The organism is Candidatus Pelagibacter bacterium nBUS_30 (assembly GCF_051201245.1).
Lineage (GTDB): Bacteria > Pseudomonadota > Alphaproteobacteria > Pelagibacterales > Pelagibacteraceae > Pelagibacter.
Genome location: NZ_CP172842.1, coordinates 1,319,109 through 1,334,471, shown reverse-complemented (window position 1 = coordinate 1,334,471; position 15,363 = coordinate 1,319,109). Strand labels below are relative to the sequence as shown.

General features: G+C 29.9%; 17 protein-coding genes. 10 read left to right on the top strand and 7 right to left on the bottom strand.

Annotation, left to right across the window (positions count from 1 at the left end; translation table 11 throughout):
* Positions 1 to 204 precede the first annotated feature (204 nt).
* Together rpsT and mutM are read right to left on the bottom strand one after the other, a co-directional pair.
* Entirely contained in the window at positions 205 to 465 is a 261-nt protein-coding gene (rpsT, locus tag ACIJYE_RS07280) for a 30S ribosomal protein S20 (protein WP_435090308.1), read from the bottom strand.
* Between the two features lie 50 nt (positions 466 to 515).
* Positions 516 to 1,379 (bottom strand): bifunctional DNA-formamidopyrimidine glycosylase/DNA-(apurinic or apyrimidinic site) lyase, encoded by an 864-nt coding sequence (mutM, locus tag ACIJYE_RS07275; RefSeq protein ID WP_435090306.1) that lies wholly within the window; start codon positions 1,377 to 1,379, stop codon positions 516 to 518.
* A gap of 29 nt (positions 1,380 to 1,408) precedes the next feature.
* Between mutM and ubiE the strand changes: the two genes are divergently transcribed.
* The 6 genes from ubiE to ACIJYE_RS07245 are packed head-to-tail and all read left to right on the top strand — an operon-like array spanning position 1,409 to position 6,521.
* The gene (ubiE, locus tag ACIJYE_RS07270; RefSeq protein ID WP_435090305.1) at positions 1,409 to 2,113 is read left to right on the top strand and encodes a bifunctional demethylmenaquinone methyltransferase/2-methoxy-6-polyprenyl-1,4-benzoquinol methylase UbiE; all 705 of its coding nucleotides are present in this window, start codon (positions 1,409 to 1,411) and stop codon (positions 2,111 to 2,113) included.
* Positions 2,113 to 3,681 carry a 2-polyprenylphenol 6-hydroxylase gene (gene ubiB / locus ACIJYE_RS07265; protein WP_435090304.1) on the top strand — a complete coding sequence of 523 codons (1,569 nt, stop codon included), beginning with the start codon at positions 2,113 to 2,115 and terminating at the stop codon, positions 3,679 to 3,681. The genes ubiE and ubiB overlap by 1 nt, the downstream gene beginning before the upstream one ends.
* Before the next feature lie 8 nt (positions 3,682 to 3,689).
* Positions 3,690 to 4,889: a bifunctional phosphopantothenoylcysteine decarboxylase/phosphopantothenate--cysteine ligase CoaBC gene (gene coaBC / locus ACIJYE_RS07260; RefSeq protein WP_435090303.1), complete on the top strand. Its 1,200-nt coding sequence runs from the start codon at positions 3,690 to 3,692 to the stop codon at positions 4,887 to 4,889.
* Entirely contained in the window at positions 4,889 to 5,326 is a 438-nt protein-coding gene (gene dut, locus ACIJYE_RS07255; RefSeq protein WP_435090302.1) for a dUTP diphosphatase, read from the top strand. The genes coaBC and dut overlap by 1 nt, the downstream gene beginning before the upstream one ends.
* Positions 5,323 to 6,081 (top strand): HesA/MoeB/ThiF family protein, encoded by a 759-nt coding sequence (locus tag ACIJYE_RS07250; RefSeq protein ID WP_435090301.1) that lies wholly within the window; start codon positions 5,323 to 5,325, stop codon positions 6,079 to 6,081. Before dut ends, ACIJYE_RS07250 begins: the two co-directional genes overlap by 4 nt.
* Positions 6,078 to 6,521, top strand: a complete 444-nt coding sequence (locus tag ACIJYE_RS07245) for an SH3 domain-containing protein (protein WP_435090299.1) — start codon at positions 6,078 to 6,080, stop codon at positions 6,519 to 6,521. Before ACIJYE_RS07250 ends, ACIJYE_RS07245 begins: the two co-directional genes overlap by 4 nt.
* Here the strand turns inward: ACIJYE_RS07245 and ACIJYE_RS07240 are convergent.
* The 4 genes from ACIJYE_RS07240 to ACIJYE_RS07225 form a co-directional block, all read right to left on the bottom strand.
* Positions 6,514 to 7,107: a DUF3501 family protein gene (locus ACIJYE_RS07240; RefSeq protein ID WP_435090298.1), complete on the bottom strand. Its 594-nt coding sequence runs from the start codon at positions 7,105 to 7,107 to the stop codon at positions 6,514 to 6,516. The genes ACIJYE_RS07245 and ACIJYE_RS07240 overlap by 8 nt on opposite strands.
* 2 nt (positions 7,108 to 7,109) lie before the next feature.
* A complete protein-coding gene (locus tag ACIJYE_RS07235) occupies positions 7,110 to 8,441 on the bottom strand; it encodes a (Fe-S)-binding protein (RefSeq protein WP_435090297.1) in 1,332 nt (443 codons plus the stop codon).
* Between the two features lie 60 nt (positions 8,442 to 8,501).
* Positions 8,502 to 8,918 (bottom strand): rubrerythrin family protein, encoded by a 417-nt coding sequence (locus tag ACIJYE_RS07230; protein WP_435090296.1) that lies wholly within the window; start codon positions 8,916 to 8,918, stop codon positions 8,502 to 8,504.
* A 106-nt stretch (positions 8,919 to 9,024) separates the two neighbouring features.
* Positions 9,025 to 9,453, bottom strand: coding sequence for a Fur family transcriptional regulator (locus ACIJYE_RS07225; protein ID WP_435090295.1), 429 nt, complete (start codon positions 9,451 to 9,453; stop codon positions 9,025 to 9,027).
* Between the two features lie 94 nt (positions 9,454 to 9,547).
* Here ACIJYE_RS07225 and fabA point away from each other — a divergent pair, with 94 nt between their 5' ends.
* The 4 genes from fabA to ACIJYE_RS07205 all read left to right on the top strand — a co-directional run bounded on the left by fabA (position 9,548) and on the right by ACIJYE_RS07205 (position 13,180).
* A complete protein-coding gene (fabA, locus tag ACIJYE_RS07220) occupies positions 9,548 to 10,048 on the top strand; it encodes a bifunctional 3-hydroxydecanoyl-ACP dehydratase/trans-2-decenoyl-ACP isomerase (RefSeq protein WP_435090293.1) in 501 nt (166 codons plus the stop codon).
* Positions 10,048 to 11,259, top strand: a complete 1,212-nt coding sequence (gene fabB / locus ACIJYE_RS07215; RefSeq protein WP_435090292.1) for a beta-ketoacyl-ACP synthase I — start codon at positions 10,048 to 10,050, stop codon at positions 11,257 to 11,259. The genes fabA and fabB overlap by 1 nt, the downstream gene beginning before the upstream one ends.
* A 3-nt stretch (positions 11,260 to 11,262) precedes the next feature.
* Positions 11,263 to 12,048: an enoyl-ACP reductase FabI gene (locus ACIJYE_RS07210; protein WP_435090291.1), complete on the top strand. Its 786-nt coding sequence runs from the start codon at positions 11,263 to 11,265 to the stop codon at positions 12,046 to 12,048.
* Positions 12,049 to 12,109: 61 nt separating this feature from the next.
* Positions 12,110 to 13,180, top strand: coding sequence for a hypothetical protein (locus ACIJYE_RS07205; protein ID WP_435090289.1), 1,071 nt, complete (start codon positions 12,110 to 12,112; stop codon positions 13,178 to 13,180).
* 59 nt (positions 13,181 to 13,239) lie between these two features.
* Here the strand turns inward: ACIJYE_RS07205 and pnp are convergent, their stop codons facing one another.
* The gene (gene pnp, locus ACIJYE_RS07200) at positions 13,240 to 15,312 is read right to left on the bottom strand and encodes a polyribonucleotide nucleotidyltransferase (RefSeq protein WP_435090288.1); all 2,073 of its coding nucleotides are present in this window, start codon (positions 15,310 to 15,312) and stop codon (positions 13,240 to 13,242) included.
* Between the last annotated feature and the right edge of the window lie 51 nt (positions 15,313 to 15,363).

The following is a 15,363-nucleotide window of genomic DNA, read 5'->3' as shown; positions in this document are numbered from 1 at the left end:
TTATGTAAAAAAATTAGGAAATTAATTTTTTTTATTTAGAAAAATAAAATTAACAATTGAATCAAACACAGATTGAATCAAACACAGATTGAATCAATGTGCATTAAGTATTTACTAAATCTAAATATAGTGATTTGACAAAACTTAATGATATATACAGTGGATACTAGTGGTTGTTTATTTGAAAAAATCTGTAACTTATCTTTAGATTGTAGAAATTTTTTTAGTTATTCTAGAAACGTTTCTTGAAGCATTTTGTTTCTTAATAATTCCTGTTTTAGCAATTTTCATCAACTCTGAATTTAATTTTGGTAAGAATTTAAGGGCTTCATCTTTTTTCTTATCTTCGATTAAAAGGTTCATTTTCTTTAAAGCATTTCTAAATTTACTCTTTCTTGCCTTGTTTACTGCTGTTTGCTTAGAAATTCTTCTAATTCTCTTAATTGCTGATTTTGTGTTTGCCATATCCGCAGGGGTATAGCTTGAGAATTTAAAGTGGTCAATAAAATAATTATTTATTTTTGACAAGAATCACAAAAAAAAGTTGATCTATTGGAGATTATCTTTTTTTTTATAAGATTAGAACATCCCAAATTTTTACATCTCTTACCTTCTTGCTGATAAACTTTAAACTCATTTTGAAATCCACCTTTAGACCCGGATATATCTTGAAAATTTCTAATGCTAGACCCACCTTTGCTAATAGCTTTTAAAAGAATTTTTTTAGAATTTGATATAATTTTTTTACATTCTTTTTTGTTTAGTAAGCTTGCTTTTTTAAATGGATTTATTTTACTAAAAAATAAAATTTCACTTGCATATATATTTCCTATTCCCGATATAAATTTCTGATCAAGTAAAAAACTTTTTATATCTTTGTTCCTACCTTTAAAAAAATTTAAAACATAAGTAAGGTTAAATGTTTTACTAAAAGGTTCTGGACCAAGATGATTAAATCTTTTATTTAATTCAAAGTTATTTTTTATAATTTGAAAAAATCCAAATCTTCTAGGATCATTATAGACAACTTTAAAATCATCAAAAATTATTTCTATATGATTATGTTTTTTTGGAAGGTAGGGCGAATTATAAAAGCTTGTATTAGTAAATTTATTAATTTTTTTTTTACCTACAATATGTATTGTTCCCGACATTCCTAAATGAATTAAACAATAACTGCCATCAGAAACGAAAATAATAAGATATTTTGAGAATCTTCCTACTTTAATTATTTTCTTGTTTTGTAAACAAAGACTAAAATCATATGGTAATTTGAATCTTAAATTTCTATTTCGAACTATTACTTTTTTAACCTTTTTTTGTTTGATCTTTTTATCAAGAGATTGTCTGACAATTTCTACTTCTGGTAATTCTGGCATTTCACACTATATTGAATATATATTTTTTTATGCAACAATATCTTCAAAATAAAAAGGGATTAGTACAAAGTGTATTTGACCAAGTCTATAATAAATATGACTTAATGAATGACTTTATGTCTCTTGGTGTTCATAGGTTTTGGAAAAAAAGTCTAATAAACATGATGAAACCATCCTTAAATAAAAAATTGATTGATGTAGCATGCGGTACAGGTGACATAGGCAAATTATATTTAGATAATACAAGTAAAAATGAAAAAATCACTTGTATTGATCCAAATGAAGGAATGATTAATCAAGGGAAAAAAAAACTTTCTAATTACGATAATATTGAGTGGATAATTTCTTCTGCTGAAAAAATACCTTTGCCAGATAATACATTTGATTTTTACACTATTAGTTTTGGTTTAAGAAATACCAAGAATTTAGATAAAGCTATTTCTGAAGCTTACAGAGTTTTAAAACCTGGTGGACGTTATTTATGTTTAGAATTTTCCAAAATCCAAAATTCAAACTTAGATTTTATTTATAGAAATTATTCAAAATTAATTCCTATTATCGGACAGTTTGTTGTTGGTGAAAAAGAACCATACGAATATCTAATTAAAAGTATTGAACAGTTTATTAATCAAGAAGAATTAATTGAATTGATGAAAAATAATAATTTTAAAAAATGTTCTTATAGAAATTTCTCTGGCGGTATTATTTCAATTCACAGCGGATGGAAATTTTAATGATAAAAAAACTCATAACCTTGTTTAGAATAGGAAGAAAAATTGCAAAGTCAGATATTTTAAATATTGCTTCAAAATTTAAAAAACCTCCTCTTGCAATAACAATATTATTTCAGCTTTTGTCATTTTCATTTTCTAAAAATGAACAAAAAGACTTAAATAAAGATGAAGGGGAAAGACTATCCAATTCTTTAGAGTCAATGGGCACAACTTTTATAAAACTTGGTCAATTTTTGGCAACAAGACCTGACATTATTGGGGAAGAGCTATCTATTAAACTTGAAAATTTACAAGATCGACTTCCACCTTTTTCTATAAATCAAGCAAAAGAAATTATTAAAGAAGACCTTGGTGAAGAGACATATAATTCAATAATTAACTTAAGCGAACCTGTTGCAGCTGCTTCAATAGCTCAAGTACATAAAGCCCAAATAAATGACAGTGGAACTATCAAAGATGTTGCAATAAAAATTCTGAGACCAAATATTAAGAAAATATTTAATGAAGAAATTGACGCAATGATGCTGTTTGCTTTTATTGTAGAGTCTTTTGTAAAAAAAACAAAAAGATTAAAACTAGTTGAAGTTGTTTTTTTATTAAAAGAGATAACTAATCTAGAAATGGATTTAAGATTTGAAGCAGCTGCAGCTAATGAATATGCAGAAAATACTAAAAATGATGCAGGTTTTCAAGTTCCTCAAATTTATTGGAATTTTACAAGTGAAAATGTAATGACATTAGACTGGATTGATGGTGTTTCTATAAGAGAGACAGAAGAATTAAAAAAAAGAGATTTAAATACTGATAAAATTGCAGAAGATATTATTCAACATTTTTTAAGACACGCAGTTAGAGATGGTTTTTTTCATGCAGATATGCATCAAGGAAATATTTTTATAGATAATAGTGGCCAAATTGCTCCAATAGATTTTGGTATAATGGGTAGACTAGATAAACTTAGCAAAAGATTTCTAGCTGAAATTTTATTTGGTTTTATTCAAAGAGATTACAGAAAAGTAGCTGAAGTTCATCTAGTTGCAGGACTAGTTCCAAACAATGTTCCAATTGATGACTTGGCCCAAGCACTTCGATCAATAGGGGAACCTATATTTGGACAGACAGTTAAAGACATATCTGGTGGAAAATTATTAAAACAATTATTTGACGTCACTGAGAAATTTAATATGCAAACCCAGCCTCAACTTTTAATGCTACAAAAAACTATGGTTGTTGTCGAGGGTGTAGCCAGAAAATTAAACCCTAATACAAATATATGGACAACTTCAAAACCAGTACTTGAAAATTGGCTAAAAGAAACAAAAGATCCCATCAATACAATCACAGACACTTTGCAAAATACTTCTGAGGTAATTAAACGATTACCTGAATTTCCTGAAATTATGGATAAAGCCAATCAGGCTTTAACGTTTTTAGCCAGTGGACAGATACCTCAAAATTCAAATTCTTATACTGCCTTAAATAATAAAAAATCAGAAATGCTAGCTTTTAGAAATCAATCTATTATTGGATTATTAGTTCTTGTAATTTTTGGACTATTGGTATTTTAATTCTTAAAATGAAAAATCTGTTAAATAAAAAAATCTTATTTATTATATGTGGAGGAATATCTGCATATAAAAGTCTTGAAATAATTAGACTTTTTAAAAAAAATGGAGCAGAAATCAAAACCATTTTAACTGCTAGTGCCAAAGAGTTCGTAACTCCTCTTTCTGTTGCTTCTCTTTCACAAGGTAAAGTTTACAGTGATTTGTTTAGTGTTGAAAATGAAACAGAAATGGATCATATAGCTCTATCAAGATGGGCAGACATAATCTTAGTTGCACCAGCAACAGCTAACTCTATATCAAAATTTGCACAAGGAACAACGGATGACTTGGCTTCAACCGTAGTGCTTGCATCAAATAAGAATATATATTTGGCTCCAGCTATGAATGTTAGGATGTGGGAACACAAATCTACAAAACAAAACTTAGAAAAATTAAAAGATTTTGGTTATAAAATAATTGGTCCAGAAATCGGTGATATGGCATGTGGTGAGTATGGGCAAGGTAAAATGTCAGATCCTGAAATAATTTCAACTGAGATAAATAATTATTTTTTAAATCTTAATAAAAATAAACGATTTAAAGCGCTTGTAACAGCAGGACCTACAAATGAATATATTGACCCTGTTAGATTTATTACAAATAAATCAAGTGGAAAACAAGGATACGAATTGGCTAAGTCTCTATCTAAAAAAGGTTTTGATACAACCTTAATTTCTGGTCCAACTAATTTAGGTGTTGATAAAAACATCAAACTTATCAAAGTTGAAACGGCAGATGAAATGCTTGTTGCAACTCAAAAAAACTTACCCACTAATGTTGCGGTGTTTTCAGCAGCTGTTGCTGATTTTAAAGTTAATAAAAAATACAAAAATAAAATTAAGAAACAAGATACACTTAGTTTAAATTTAGAAAAAAATGTAGACATCTTAAACTATGTTTCTAATCATAATTCAATGAGGCCTGATCTTGTAATTGGATTTGCAGCTGAAACTAATAATGTTGAAAATAATGCTGAAGAAAAATTAAATAATAAAAATTGTGATTGGATTGTATCCAATGATGTTTCTAACAAAAAAATTGGTTTTAATTCTGATTTTAATGAAGTGACAATTCATTATAAAAATAAAAAGAAAGAAAAACTTTTGTATAAAAAAAAATCTGAAATATCAGACGAAATAGTTGATAAAATTATTGATCAATTAAATTAATGACAAAAGTTCTTATAAAAAAATTAGATCCTGAAGTAAATTTACCTGCTTACAAAACTACTGGTGCTTCAGGGATGGATTTAATGGCATTTATAAAAAAGCCAATAAATCTTAACCCTCAAACATCTTGTTTAGTTCCAACGGGTATTTCTGTTGCATTTCCAAGTAATTTTGAAATTCAGATCAGACCAAGATCTGGTCTAGCTGCAAAAAATAACATTAGTGTATTAAATACTCCTGGAACAATCGATAGTGATTACAGAGGAGAAATTAAAGTAATACTTTTTAATCACGGGAGTGGTGATTTTTTGATAAATAATAATGATAGAATTGCACAAATGATTTTAACTCCCATTATTAAAATGAATTTAGAAGAAACAGATAGTCTGCCAGAAACTGTCAGGGGAGAGGATGGGTTTGGCTCAACAGGCAAATGAGCTCAAAAATAAGCAAAAATCAACTTGAAAGATTTTCAAGACAAATAATTTTAAAAAATATTGGAATTTTAGGGCAAAAAAAAATCGTTAATTCTAAAGTTCTTATAGTCGGCATGGGGGGGCTAGGATGCCCAGTAGCAGAATTTCTAACTAGATCTGGAATTGGAACACTGGGAATTATAGATAATGACCTAGTTAACCTTTCAAATATCCACAGACAAAGTTTATTTAATGAAAAAGATTTGAATAGATCAAAAGTTAAAGTGGCTAAAAAAAAATTAAAAGATATTAATCCAAAAACTAAAGTTAATATCTTCAATTTAAGATTAGATAAAAAAAATTCTAAAAAAATTATTAAAAATTATGATTACATAGTTGATGGCACAGATAATTTTAAAACTAAATTTCTGATTAACGATTTAAGTCTAAAACATAAAAAATTTCTTGTAACCGGTGCTATTAGTAAATTTGATGGTCATGTCTTTACCTTTAATTTTAAAAATAAAAAAGAGCCTTGTTTAAGATGTTTTTATCAAGAAGAAACTATCTCTGATGACATATTAAATTGTGAATATGAAGGAATTTTAGGGACAGTAGCAAGTACTATTGGCTCTATACAAGCAAATGAAATTTTAAAAGAAATATTAAATATAGGTCAAAATTTAAATGGCTCTATACTAATCGTAGATTTATTAAATTTAAATTTCAGAAAAGTAAAACTGACTAGAAGAAATAAATGTATATGTAATAAATGAAAAAAAATACTTATATATTAATTTTCTTAATTTTTTTATCTACATCAAACGGAGTGGCAGAAACTTTTTTATCTTTAAAAAAAAATAAAGTTAATGTTCGATATGGTCCTAGTTTTGACTCAGATATAAAATTTGTTTACAATAAAATCAATTTGCCAGTAAAACTAATAGACAAAAAAGAAAACTTTAGACGTATAATTGATTTAAAAAATAATGGTGGCTGGATACACGTTTCGCAATTGAAAAAAATTAATTCAGTTATCGCAATAAATGATAAAATTTTGTTTAAAAAACCTAATTCTTTTGCAAAACCAATTGCTCAGATAAAAAAAGGAAGGCTGTTAATGTTACAAAAATGTGAGGATGATTGGTGCAAAGTTAAATCTGATAACTTTGATGGATGGATTAAAACTAATAATACTTGGGGTCTAATTAATTAAAATCTGCTGACAAAGAATTTATATTCTCTAAACTAAGTTTAGTTGTGTGTGAATAATCTTTATGATCTATACCAAGTTCAATATCTATATTTTTTGATTTAAATTTTTGAATTTGCTCATCTGTGAGTACAAAATGTATAAATTGAACTGATGACGCTTTACCATCAGCAGAAGTTCTATCAACATCTTTCTCTGGAACTGCTTTAGTAATTTCACTACCAATTTTAATAAACACTTTTTCCTCAATTCCACCAACTTTGCTTAGGAACGCTGATCTCGAAATTGGATTATCTATTTCAAACATCAAAGTAGCAGTAAGTTCTTTTCCGTTAGGTATTAAAGGATTGTATGCTTTTAGCTCATCTTTAAGCTGCTCATCTCCTCCTTTTTCTATGTAGAGCATCTCTTGTACCTGGGCTAGCATTGTTTCATAATTTTCAAAGTAAAAAGTTGCGTAAGGACCTAAGGCAATTCTTCTATTTTTCTTAAAACTAACAATATTTTTTCTAAGCTCTTTACGATTTTTAATGTAAACATCTAATGGCATGATGTCTTGTTTATGAATTTCTCTTTTTTCTCTAGGCATAATTATAATTTATAACTTTTTGCCATTAACTCGATAGGGTGTAGTGCCTCATCATTTGAAATATTTGTATCAATTTCTAACTGCTTTAAATGCTTTCCAGCTAGAGGGCAATCTGATGCCATATATTTATTATTTTTTGTTTTAATTTGTCTTGCGACAGGTCTACCCACTTTATTTGCTAAATCATGTGTGCCTTTCATAACTCCAAAGGTACCTCCATGTCCTGCACACCTTTCAATAACATCTATTTTAATATTAGGTATTAATTTTAGCATGTCTCTTGCTTTAACTCCCATGTTCTGTGCCCTTGAATGGCAAGCATGGTGGACTGTTACACCTCCATCAATTTCTTCCAACCCTTCAACTAAGCCTTCTTTGTTTGAAATATCAACGATATATTCGTCAATATCCATAACATTTTTGGATAGCCTAGTTACATTCTCATTATTTGGTAAAAGAAGAGGCCATTCAAATTTTAACATAAGCCCACAGCTTGCTGTTAAAGTTATTACTTTATAACCTTTATCAACCCACTCTAATAAATCTTTAGATATTTTTTTTGCTTGTTCAACCACTTTAGGAAGATCTGCTTGCTCTAAGAAAGGCATCCCACAACATCCAGGGTAAGCCTCTTGAACCTCAACTCTATTCTTTTTTAAAACTTTTAAAGCTGCAACCCCTGTATTTTTTTTATTAAAATTAACAAAACAAGTTGTATAAATTACAACTTTTCTATCCTTGTTTGGAGTTTCAAAATTTATTTTGTCTTTATTTCTTTTAAAGAAGTTTGAAAATGTTTCTGAATTATATTTTGGTAATTGGACTCTTTTATCAATCCCTGCAACAATTTCTAAAATTTTTCTAAAAAGTTTATTATTAATACTAGATACCCAGTTAACTAATTTTGAAAAAATGACACCGATTTTTGAATTTCTGTCTATTTGAGCTAATTGTGATGGCACAACTGGTAATTTTCCCAATTTTTTTTGAGCTGTTCTGTATCTCAACATTAAGTGAGGAAAATCTAAATCAAAATCATGAGGAGGTACGTATGGACATTTAGTCATAAAACACATGTCACACAAGGTACATGCATCCACAACAGGTTCAAATTGTTCACTTTTTAAACTTTCAACATCCTCATTTTCTGACTCATCAATCATATCAAACAACTTTGGAAACGAGTCACATAAGTTAAAACATCTTCTGCAACCATGGCAAATATCAAATGCTCTTCTCATTTCGGCATCTAATTTTTCAGGATTTAAAAAATCAGGATGCTCGAAATTTATTGGGTGCCTTATAGGGGCATCTAAACTACCTTCTTTGCTCATAATTTTTTTGAAATTTTATTAGATATTTAGTGGGCAAATTAATGCCCACTAAAAAACTTATTAACTAATAGACTCTAAAGTTTTTTGGAATTTACCAGCGTGAGATTTTTCGGCTTTTGCTAAAGTTTCAAACCAATCTGCGATTTCCTCAAAACCTTCTTCTCTAGCTGTCTTTGCCATACCTGGGTACATGTCTGTATACTCATGTGTTTCACCTTGTACTGCTGAAGCTAGATTGGCTTTAGTTTCACCAATTGGTAAACCAGTAGCTGGATCACCTACTTCTTCTAAATATTCTAAGTGTCCATGCGCGTGGCCTGTTTCACCTTCTGCTGTTGATCTAAATACTGATGCAACATCATTGTATCCTTCGATGTCTGCTTTTTGAGCGAAATAAAGATATCTTCTGTTTGCTTGGCTTTCACCAGCAAATGCAGCTTCTAGATTTTCTTTTGTCTTAGTTCCTTTTAATGGCATTTTATTCTCCTTAATTTAATGATGGTAAACATATAATGATTCTAAATTGAAAGTCAATAGTTTAGAATAATTATAATGTATTGCTAAAATATTTGATTTAATTGAATTAATTTTGATTTTGATTATCACTCGCAACTTTAATCAAAACTTCTACAGACTTTATTTGTTTTCCAGGAATATTTTTTTTCAAATTAATAGAATCAATATCATTCTCATCACAATCGATTAGCTCGTGAGTATCCTCATCATAAAAATGATGGTGAATTGAAGTGTTAGTATCATAGTAAGTTTTATCTGAATTTATTGCTATTTCTTTTAAATGACCTTTTTTTTGGAAAGCATGAACCGTATTATAGACTGTAGCAAGGGATATTTTTTCATTCATCTCATCTGAAATTTTTTTGACAAGATCATTAATTGTAAAATGGAAGGTTTTATCCCTTAAAAATAACAATTCACAAATTTTTACCCTTTGCTTTGTTGGTCTTAGTCCAATTTCTCGTAATTTGTTGATAAAATTGCAGTCTTTTTTCATAATTTTTTATAATAATTCTAAACTAAAACTAAAATTATACTGTTTTATTATATTATATTATCATTAAATCAAGTATTAAGGGTCTTCAAATTTTATGAAAAAAAATTCTTATTCTTACGATGATCTCATAACATGTGGAAATGGAGAGCTTTTTGGCCCTGGAAACGCTAAATTACCACTTCCCCCAATGCTTATGTTTGATAGAATTACCGAAATCAACGATAACAATGGAGCTTATAATAAAGGTTCTTTAAAAGCTGAACTAGACATTAAAGACGATCTATGGTTTTTTGATTGTCATTTTAAGGGAGATCCAGTTATGCCAGGATGTTTAGGTCTTGATGCAATGTGGCAACTAGTTGGTTTTTATCTTGGGTGGCTTGGCAACCCTGGAAAAGGTAGGGCTCTTGGCGTTGGTACAGTAAAATTTACAGGTGAAGTTTTACAGAATGTTAAAAATGTAAGGTATGAAATTGATATGAAAAAAATTATGTCACCAGGAGGAACAACTGTTGGTCTTGCTAATGGGGCTGTACTTGCAGATGACAAAAAAATATATTCAGCAGAAAGTTTAAAAGTAGGGTTATTTAAATAATGAGAAGAGTTGTTGTTACAGGTTTAGGAATTGTTTCTTGTTTAGGTAATAATAAAGAAGAAGTTCATCAATCTTTATTAAATTCTAAATCAGGAATTTCATTTAATGAAGAATACAAAGAACACAATTTAAGAAGTCATATACATGGAAAACCAAATATAAACCTTTCTGACCACGTTGATAGAAAAACAATTAGATTTATGGGATCTGGTTCAGCTTATAACTATATTGCAATGAAAGAAGCTATTGCAGACTCTGGCCTTGAAGAAAAAGATGTGAGTAATATTAAAACTGGAATCGTAATGGGTTCTGGTGGACCTTCAATTGAAAATGTAGTTTTATCTGTCGACAAAACAAGAGCCAAAACTCCAAAACTTATGGGACCATTTGTTGTTCCAAGAACAATGGCAAGCACAGCATCAGCTACACTTGCCGTGCCGTTTAAAATAAAAGGTGTGAACTATACAATGAGCTCAGCATGTGCAACTAGTGGTCACTGTATTGGTCATGCTAGTGAGTTAATTCAAATGGGCAAACAAGATATTGTTTTTGCAGGTGGAAGTGAAGAACTACACTGGGCAATGACTGCTATGTTTGATGCGATGACTGCATTGTCCTCAAAATATAACGATACACCAGAAAAAGCTTCGCGTGCATATGATAAAACTAGAGATGGTTTTGTAATTGCTGGTGGTGGTGGAGTGTTAGTGCTTGAAGAATATGAACATGCTAAAGCTAGAGGTGCTCAAATATACGCGGAATTAACAGGTTATGGAGCAACGTCAGATGGCTACGATATGGTAGCCCCATCTGGTGAAGGAGCAGTGAGATGTATGAAACTGGCTCTTGCAACAGCTAAAAATAAAATTGATTATATAAACACTCATGGAACTTCTACTCCGGTAGGAGATATTACTGAACTAAGAGGTGTTGGAGAAACTTTTGGAGCTAATGTTCCAAAGATAAGTTCAACTAAATCACTGTCTGGTCATCCACTAGGTGCTGCTTCTGTTCATGAAGCGATCTATTGTTTAATCATGATGAAAAATAGTTTTATTACTGGTTCTGCAAACATAGTGGATATGGATGATGAAGCTAAAAAATTTCCAATTGTAACTAAAACTGAAACAGGTGTAACTTTAAATACAGTTATGTCTAACAGTTTTGGTTTTGGTGGAACTAACGCTGCTTTAATTTTTGAAAAGGTTTAAATTATGAGTTTGATGAAAGGTAAAAAAGGATTAATCATGGGTGTTGCCAATGAGAGATCTATCGCTTGGGGAATTTCACAAAAACTTGCTGAAGCAGGTGCTGAACTTGCATTTACTTATTTAGGTGATGCTTTAAAAAAAAGAGTAATTCCTTTAGCAGAAAAATTAAATTCAAATACTACATTTAGCTGTGACGTTGAAAAAAAAGAGGATGTAACCAAATTATTTGAAGATGTTAAATCTCAATGGGGTGAAATTGACTTTGTGGTTCATGCAATTGCATTTTCGGACAAGTCAGAGTTATCAGGAGAATATTTAAACACTACTAGAGAAAACTTTTTAAGAAGCATGTTAATTTCATGTTTTTCATTTACAGAAGTTGCAAAAGAAGCATCTAAAGTAATGAAAGAAGGTGGTAGCATGTTAACTTTGACTTACGAATCTACTAAAGCTATTCCAAACTATAACGTAATGGGTGTTTGTAAATCAGCTCTTGAGGCAAGTGTTAAGTATCTTGCAAGAGACCTTGGTGCTAAAGGCATGAGAGTAAATGCAATAAGTGCTGGGCCAATCAAAACACTAGCAGCTTCTGCTATTGGTGATGCAAAATTCCTATATAAATGGAATGAAGATCATTCTTTCCTTAAAAGAAACGTAGATATTCATGATGTTGGAAATTCAGCATTATACCTACTAAGTGACCTTGCAAAGGGTGTTACTGGTGAAATTCACTACGTAGATGCTGGATATAACAAAGTTGGGATGCCAGATCCTAAGAATATCAGCTAAAATATAGTTAAATTTAGTTAAACTTTTTTTGAATTAGCTTAAAAATACGATATCTAGAATTATGTTAAAAGTTGGGTTTTACCTTAGAGAATTAAACTTTAGAGGAATAGCTAATTCCATCTTTATTTACGCTAAAAATAATCAAGCAATATTAAAAAATAAATCAATTATATTTTATAACTCAACTGCTCTGGACAATAAGCCAGAAGCAATAAAGGAATTTAAAAGAAAATTTAAAATAATTAAAGTATCAAATCTTAATGATCTAGAAAGAATAAATAAAAATTTAAAATTAGATTATATCTATTTCCAAAGAGACGGTGTCAAAGATGAAATAATTAATAATTCTAAAAATATAATTCACGCTGTATTTCCTCAGAATATATTTCAATATCATGGATCTAACTATGCTTTTATATCAAAGTGGCTATCTAAAACTTGCTCAAATAATAAATTTCCATTTGCCCCATTGCCAGTTCAGCTTTTAACAAATAATCAGAATTTAAGAACTAAATTAAAGATCCCTAAAGATGCTAAAGTGTTTGGCTATCATGGTGGAGAAACTAGTTTTGATTTAAATTTTGTAAGAGATGTTATTAAAAAAATAGTTAGGCAAGATAAAAATATTTATTTTTTATTTATGAATATTAAAAAATTCTTTAATCATAAAAAAGTTATATTTATCAAAGGCACATTTAATCAAACTCAAAAAGTTAAATTTATAAATACTTGTAATGCAATGTTACATGCGAGATCTTTAGGAGAAAGTTTTGGCTTATCTTGTGCTGAATTTGCCATCAAAAATAAACCCATATTTACCTATGGTTTTTGTAGACAAAGAGCTCATTTTGAAATCTGTAAAAAAAATATAATTCCTTATTATTCATATGGAGATTTAAATTTAAAAATACTTAACTTCAATAAAAATAAGAAATATAATTCAAGTAATCTTAAAAAAGAATTATCTGAAAAAAATACAATTAAGATTTTTAAAAAAATTCTTTTAAATAAAAAGCAACAAAATCCATCTACAAATATAATAGATTACATAATTATTACTTTTTTCTTTTTACAAAGAAATTACTTCTATTTTAGACATAAGATTTATACTAATTTTTATAAAATCTTTTAACAAAAAAAACCCCCAGAACTCTCATTCTAGGGGTTAAGAATTTTAATTTAAGCTATTGGTTATTCAGCAGCTTGTTTCATAGAGAGTTTAACTTTACCTCTATCAAAACCAATTACTTTAACTTTAACTTCGTCACCTTCTTTGACAACGTCAGTAACTTTAGCCACTCGTTTATCTGCAAGTTCTGAGATATGAACTAGTCCATCTTGTTTTCCTAAGAAATTAACAAATGCACCGAATTCCATAATCTTCATAACTTTACCTGAATAAATTTTATTCAGTTCAGCTTTTGCTGTGATGTCTTTAATAAACTGCATAGCGATGTTTCTAGATTCTTCATCTGGAGCAGCAACTGTAACAACACCTTCATCATTTACATCAACTTTTGCACCTGATTTTTCAACAATCTCTCTGATCGTTGCACCACCTTTTCCAATCACAGCAGCGATATCTTTTTTATCAACTGTAATCTGTTCCATTTTTGGAGTGTGTTGTCCAACATCAGCTCTTGATTCACTTAGGGCTTTATTCATTTCACCTAAGATATGAATTCTTCCATCTTTAGCCTGCTTTAAAGCCTGCTCCATGATTTCAAAAGTAATACCGGTAATTTTGATATCCATTTGAAGCGAAGTTATTCCATCTTTAGTTCCAGCAACTTTAAAGTCCATATCTCCTAAGTGATCTTCATCACCTAAAATGTCTGATAGAACACTAAAATCATCACCTTCTTTAATTAAACCCATTGCAATACCCGCAACTGGCTCTTTAATTGGAACACCAGCATCCATTAATGCTAGAGATGCACCACAAACAGTAGCCATTGAAGAAGAACCATTAGATTCTGTAATCTCTGATACTATTCTAAAAGTGTATGGAAAGGCTTCTTTTAAAGGCAGTGAAGAATTGATTGCTCTCCATGCTAACTTTCCATGACCAACTTCACGTCTTCCAGTTCCAATTCTTCCTGTTTCACCAACTGAAAAAGGAGGAAAGTTGTAATGAAGCATAAATCTTTCTCTGGATTGTCCATCTAGACTTTCTATTCTTTGTTCATCATCAGAAGTACCTAAAGTAGTAACAACAATCGCTTGTGTTTCTCCTCTAGTAAATAATGCTGAACCATGAGTTCTTGGTAAAACACCAACTTCACACTCAATAGATCTCACATCAGCTAAACCTCTGCCATCAATTCTTTTTTTGTTTTTAAGAATATCAGTTCTAACAATTTTCTTTTCAAGATTTTTTAACTCATCATTAACATTAAAATCAGAGTAATTTTCATTATCAGCAAAAAGCTGTTTAGCTTTTTCAGATATCTCTGAAATTTGATTTGATCTATCTTGCTTATCTATTGTCCCAAAAGCTTTAGTTAAATCTTCAGTAAATTCACTCTCAAGTTTTTGCTTAACTTCAGATAAATCTTTTTTCTCAACAGTCCATTCTGGCTTTCTACATTCTTTAGCTAGCTCCTCAATCATTTCAATTACTGGGACAAAGCCTTCATGACCAAATTTAACTGCAGCCAACATTATTTCTTCAGATAAGCCTTTTGTTTCAGATTCAACCATAAGCACTGCATCTTTAGTACCTGCTACAACTAAATCTAAACTTGAGTTTTCTAATTCAGCTTTTGATGGGTTAAGAATGTACTTACCATCAATATAACCTACTCTAGACGCTCCTACAGGGCCCATAAATGGCATTCCTGAGATTGCTAATGCTGCTGATGATGCAGTGATTGCTAGGATGTCTGGTTGATTTTCTTTATCATATGAAATTACTGTTGGTAACAACTGCACTTCGTTTTTAAATTCACCAGGAAACAAAGGTCTGATAGGTCTATCAATTAACCTTGATATTAATTGTTCACTTTCAGTTGGTCTTGCTTCTCTCTTAAAAAATCCACCTGGAATTTTTCCACCTGCATAATACTTTTCTTGATAATTTACAGATAGAGGAAAATAATCCATATCGGGATTAACTTTTTTTGCTCCTACTACTGTTGCTAAAATAACTGTTTCACCACATGAAGCGATGATTGCTCCGTCTGCTTGTCTTGCTACTTTACCTGTTTCTAAACTTATCTTCTTTCCTGCTACTTCTATTTCTTTCTTGTATACTTTAAACATTTCATTTCCATTTCGTTTCGTTCGTTTCGTTCCATTCCGTTCTATCTATCT

What these genes read in the sequence shown, in the direction of transcription:
- ACIJYE_RS07225 (WP_435090295.1), bottom strand. Translation starts at nt 9,453, where the DNA reads ATGAAAAAAGACTGCAATTTTATCAACAAATTACGAGAAATTGGACTA.
- ACIJYE_RS07250 (WP_435090301.1), top strand. Translation starts at nt 5,323, where the DNA reads ATGAGCTCAAAAATAAGCAAAAATCAACTTGAAAGATTTTCAAGACAA.
- ACIJYE_RS07235 (WP_435090297.1), bottom strand. Translation starts at nt 8,441, where the DNA reads ATGAGCAAAGAAGGTAGTTTAGATGCCCCTATAAGGCACCCAATAAAT.
- pnp (WP_435090288.1), bottom strand. Translation starts at nt 15,312, where the DNA reads ATGTTTAAAGTATACAAGAAAGAAATAGAAGTAGCAGGAAAGAAGATA.
- ubiE (WP_435090305.1), top strand. Translation starts at nt 1,409, where the DNA reads ATGCAACAATATCTTCAAAATAAAAAGGGATTAGTACAAAGTGTATTT.
- fabB (WP_435090292.1), top strand. Translation starts at nt 10,048, where the DNA reads ATGAGAAGAGTTGTTGTTACAGGTTTAGGAATTGTTTCTTGTTTAGGT.
- mutM (WP_435090306.1), bottom strand. Translation starts at nt 1,379, where the DNA reads ATGCCAGAATTACCAGAAGTAGAAATTGTCAGACAATCTCTTGATAAA.
- dut (WP_435090302.1), top strand. Translation starts at nt 4,889, where the DNA reads ATGACAAAAGTTCTTATAAAAAAATTAGATCCTGAAGTAAATTTACCT.
- rpsT (WP_435090308.1), bottom strand. Translation starts at nt 465, where the DNA reads ATGGCAAACACAAAATCAGCAATTAAGAGAATTAGAAGAATTTCTAAG.
- fabA (WP_435090293.1), top strand. Translation starts at nt 9,548, where the DNA reads ATGAAAAAAAATTCTTATTCTTACGATGATCTCATAACATGTGGAAAT.
- ACIJYE_RS07205 (WP_435090289.1), top strand. Translation starts at nt 12,110, where the DNA reads ATGTTAAAAGTTGGGTTTTACCTTAGAGAATTAAACTTTAGAGGAATA.
- ACIJYE_RS07210 (WP_435090291.1), top strand. Translation starts at nt 11,263, where the DNA reads ATGAGTTTGATGAAAGGTAAAAAAGGATTAATCATGGGTGTTGCCAAT.
- ubiB (WP_435090304.1), top strand. Translation starts at nt 2,113, where the DNA reads ATGATAAAAAAACTCATAACCTTGTTTAGAATAGGAAGAAAAATTGCA.
- ACIJYE_RS07245 (WP_435090299.1), top strand. Translation starts at nt 6,078, where the DNA reads ATGAAAAAAAATACTTATATATTAATTTTCTTAATTTTTTTATCTACA.
- ACIJYE_RS07230 (WP_435090296.1), bottom strand. Translation starts at nt 8,918, where the DNA reads ATGCCATTAAAAGGAACTAAGACAAAAGAAAATCTAGAAGCTGCATTT.
- coaBC (WP_435090303.1), top strand. Translation starts at nt 3,690, where the DNA reads ATGAAAAATCTGTTAAATAAAAAAATCTTATTTATTATATGTGGAGGA.
- ACIJYE_RS07240 (WP_435090298.1), bottom strand. Translation starts at nt 7,107, where the DNA reads ATGCCTAGAGAAAAAAGAGAAATTCATAAACAAGACATCATGCCATTA.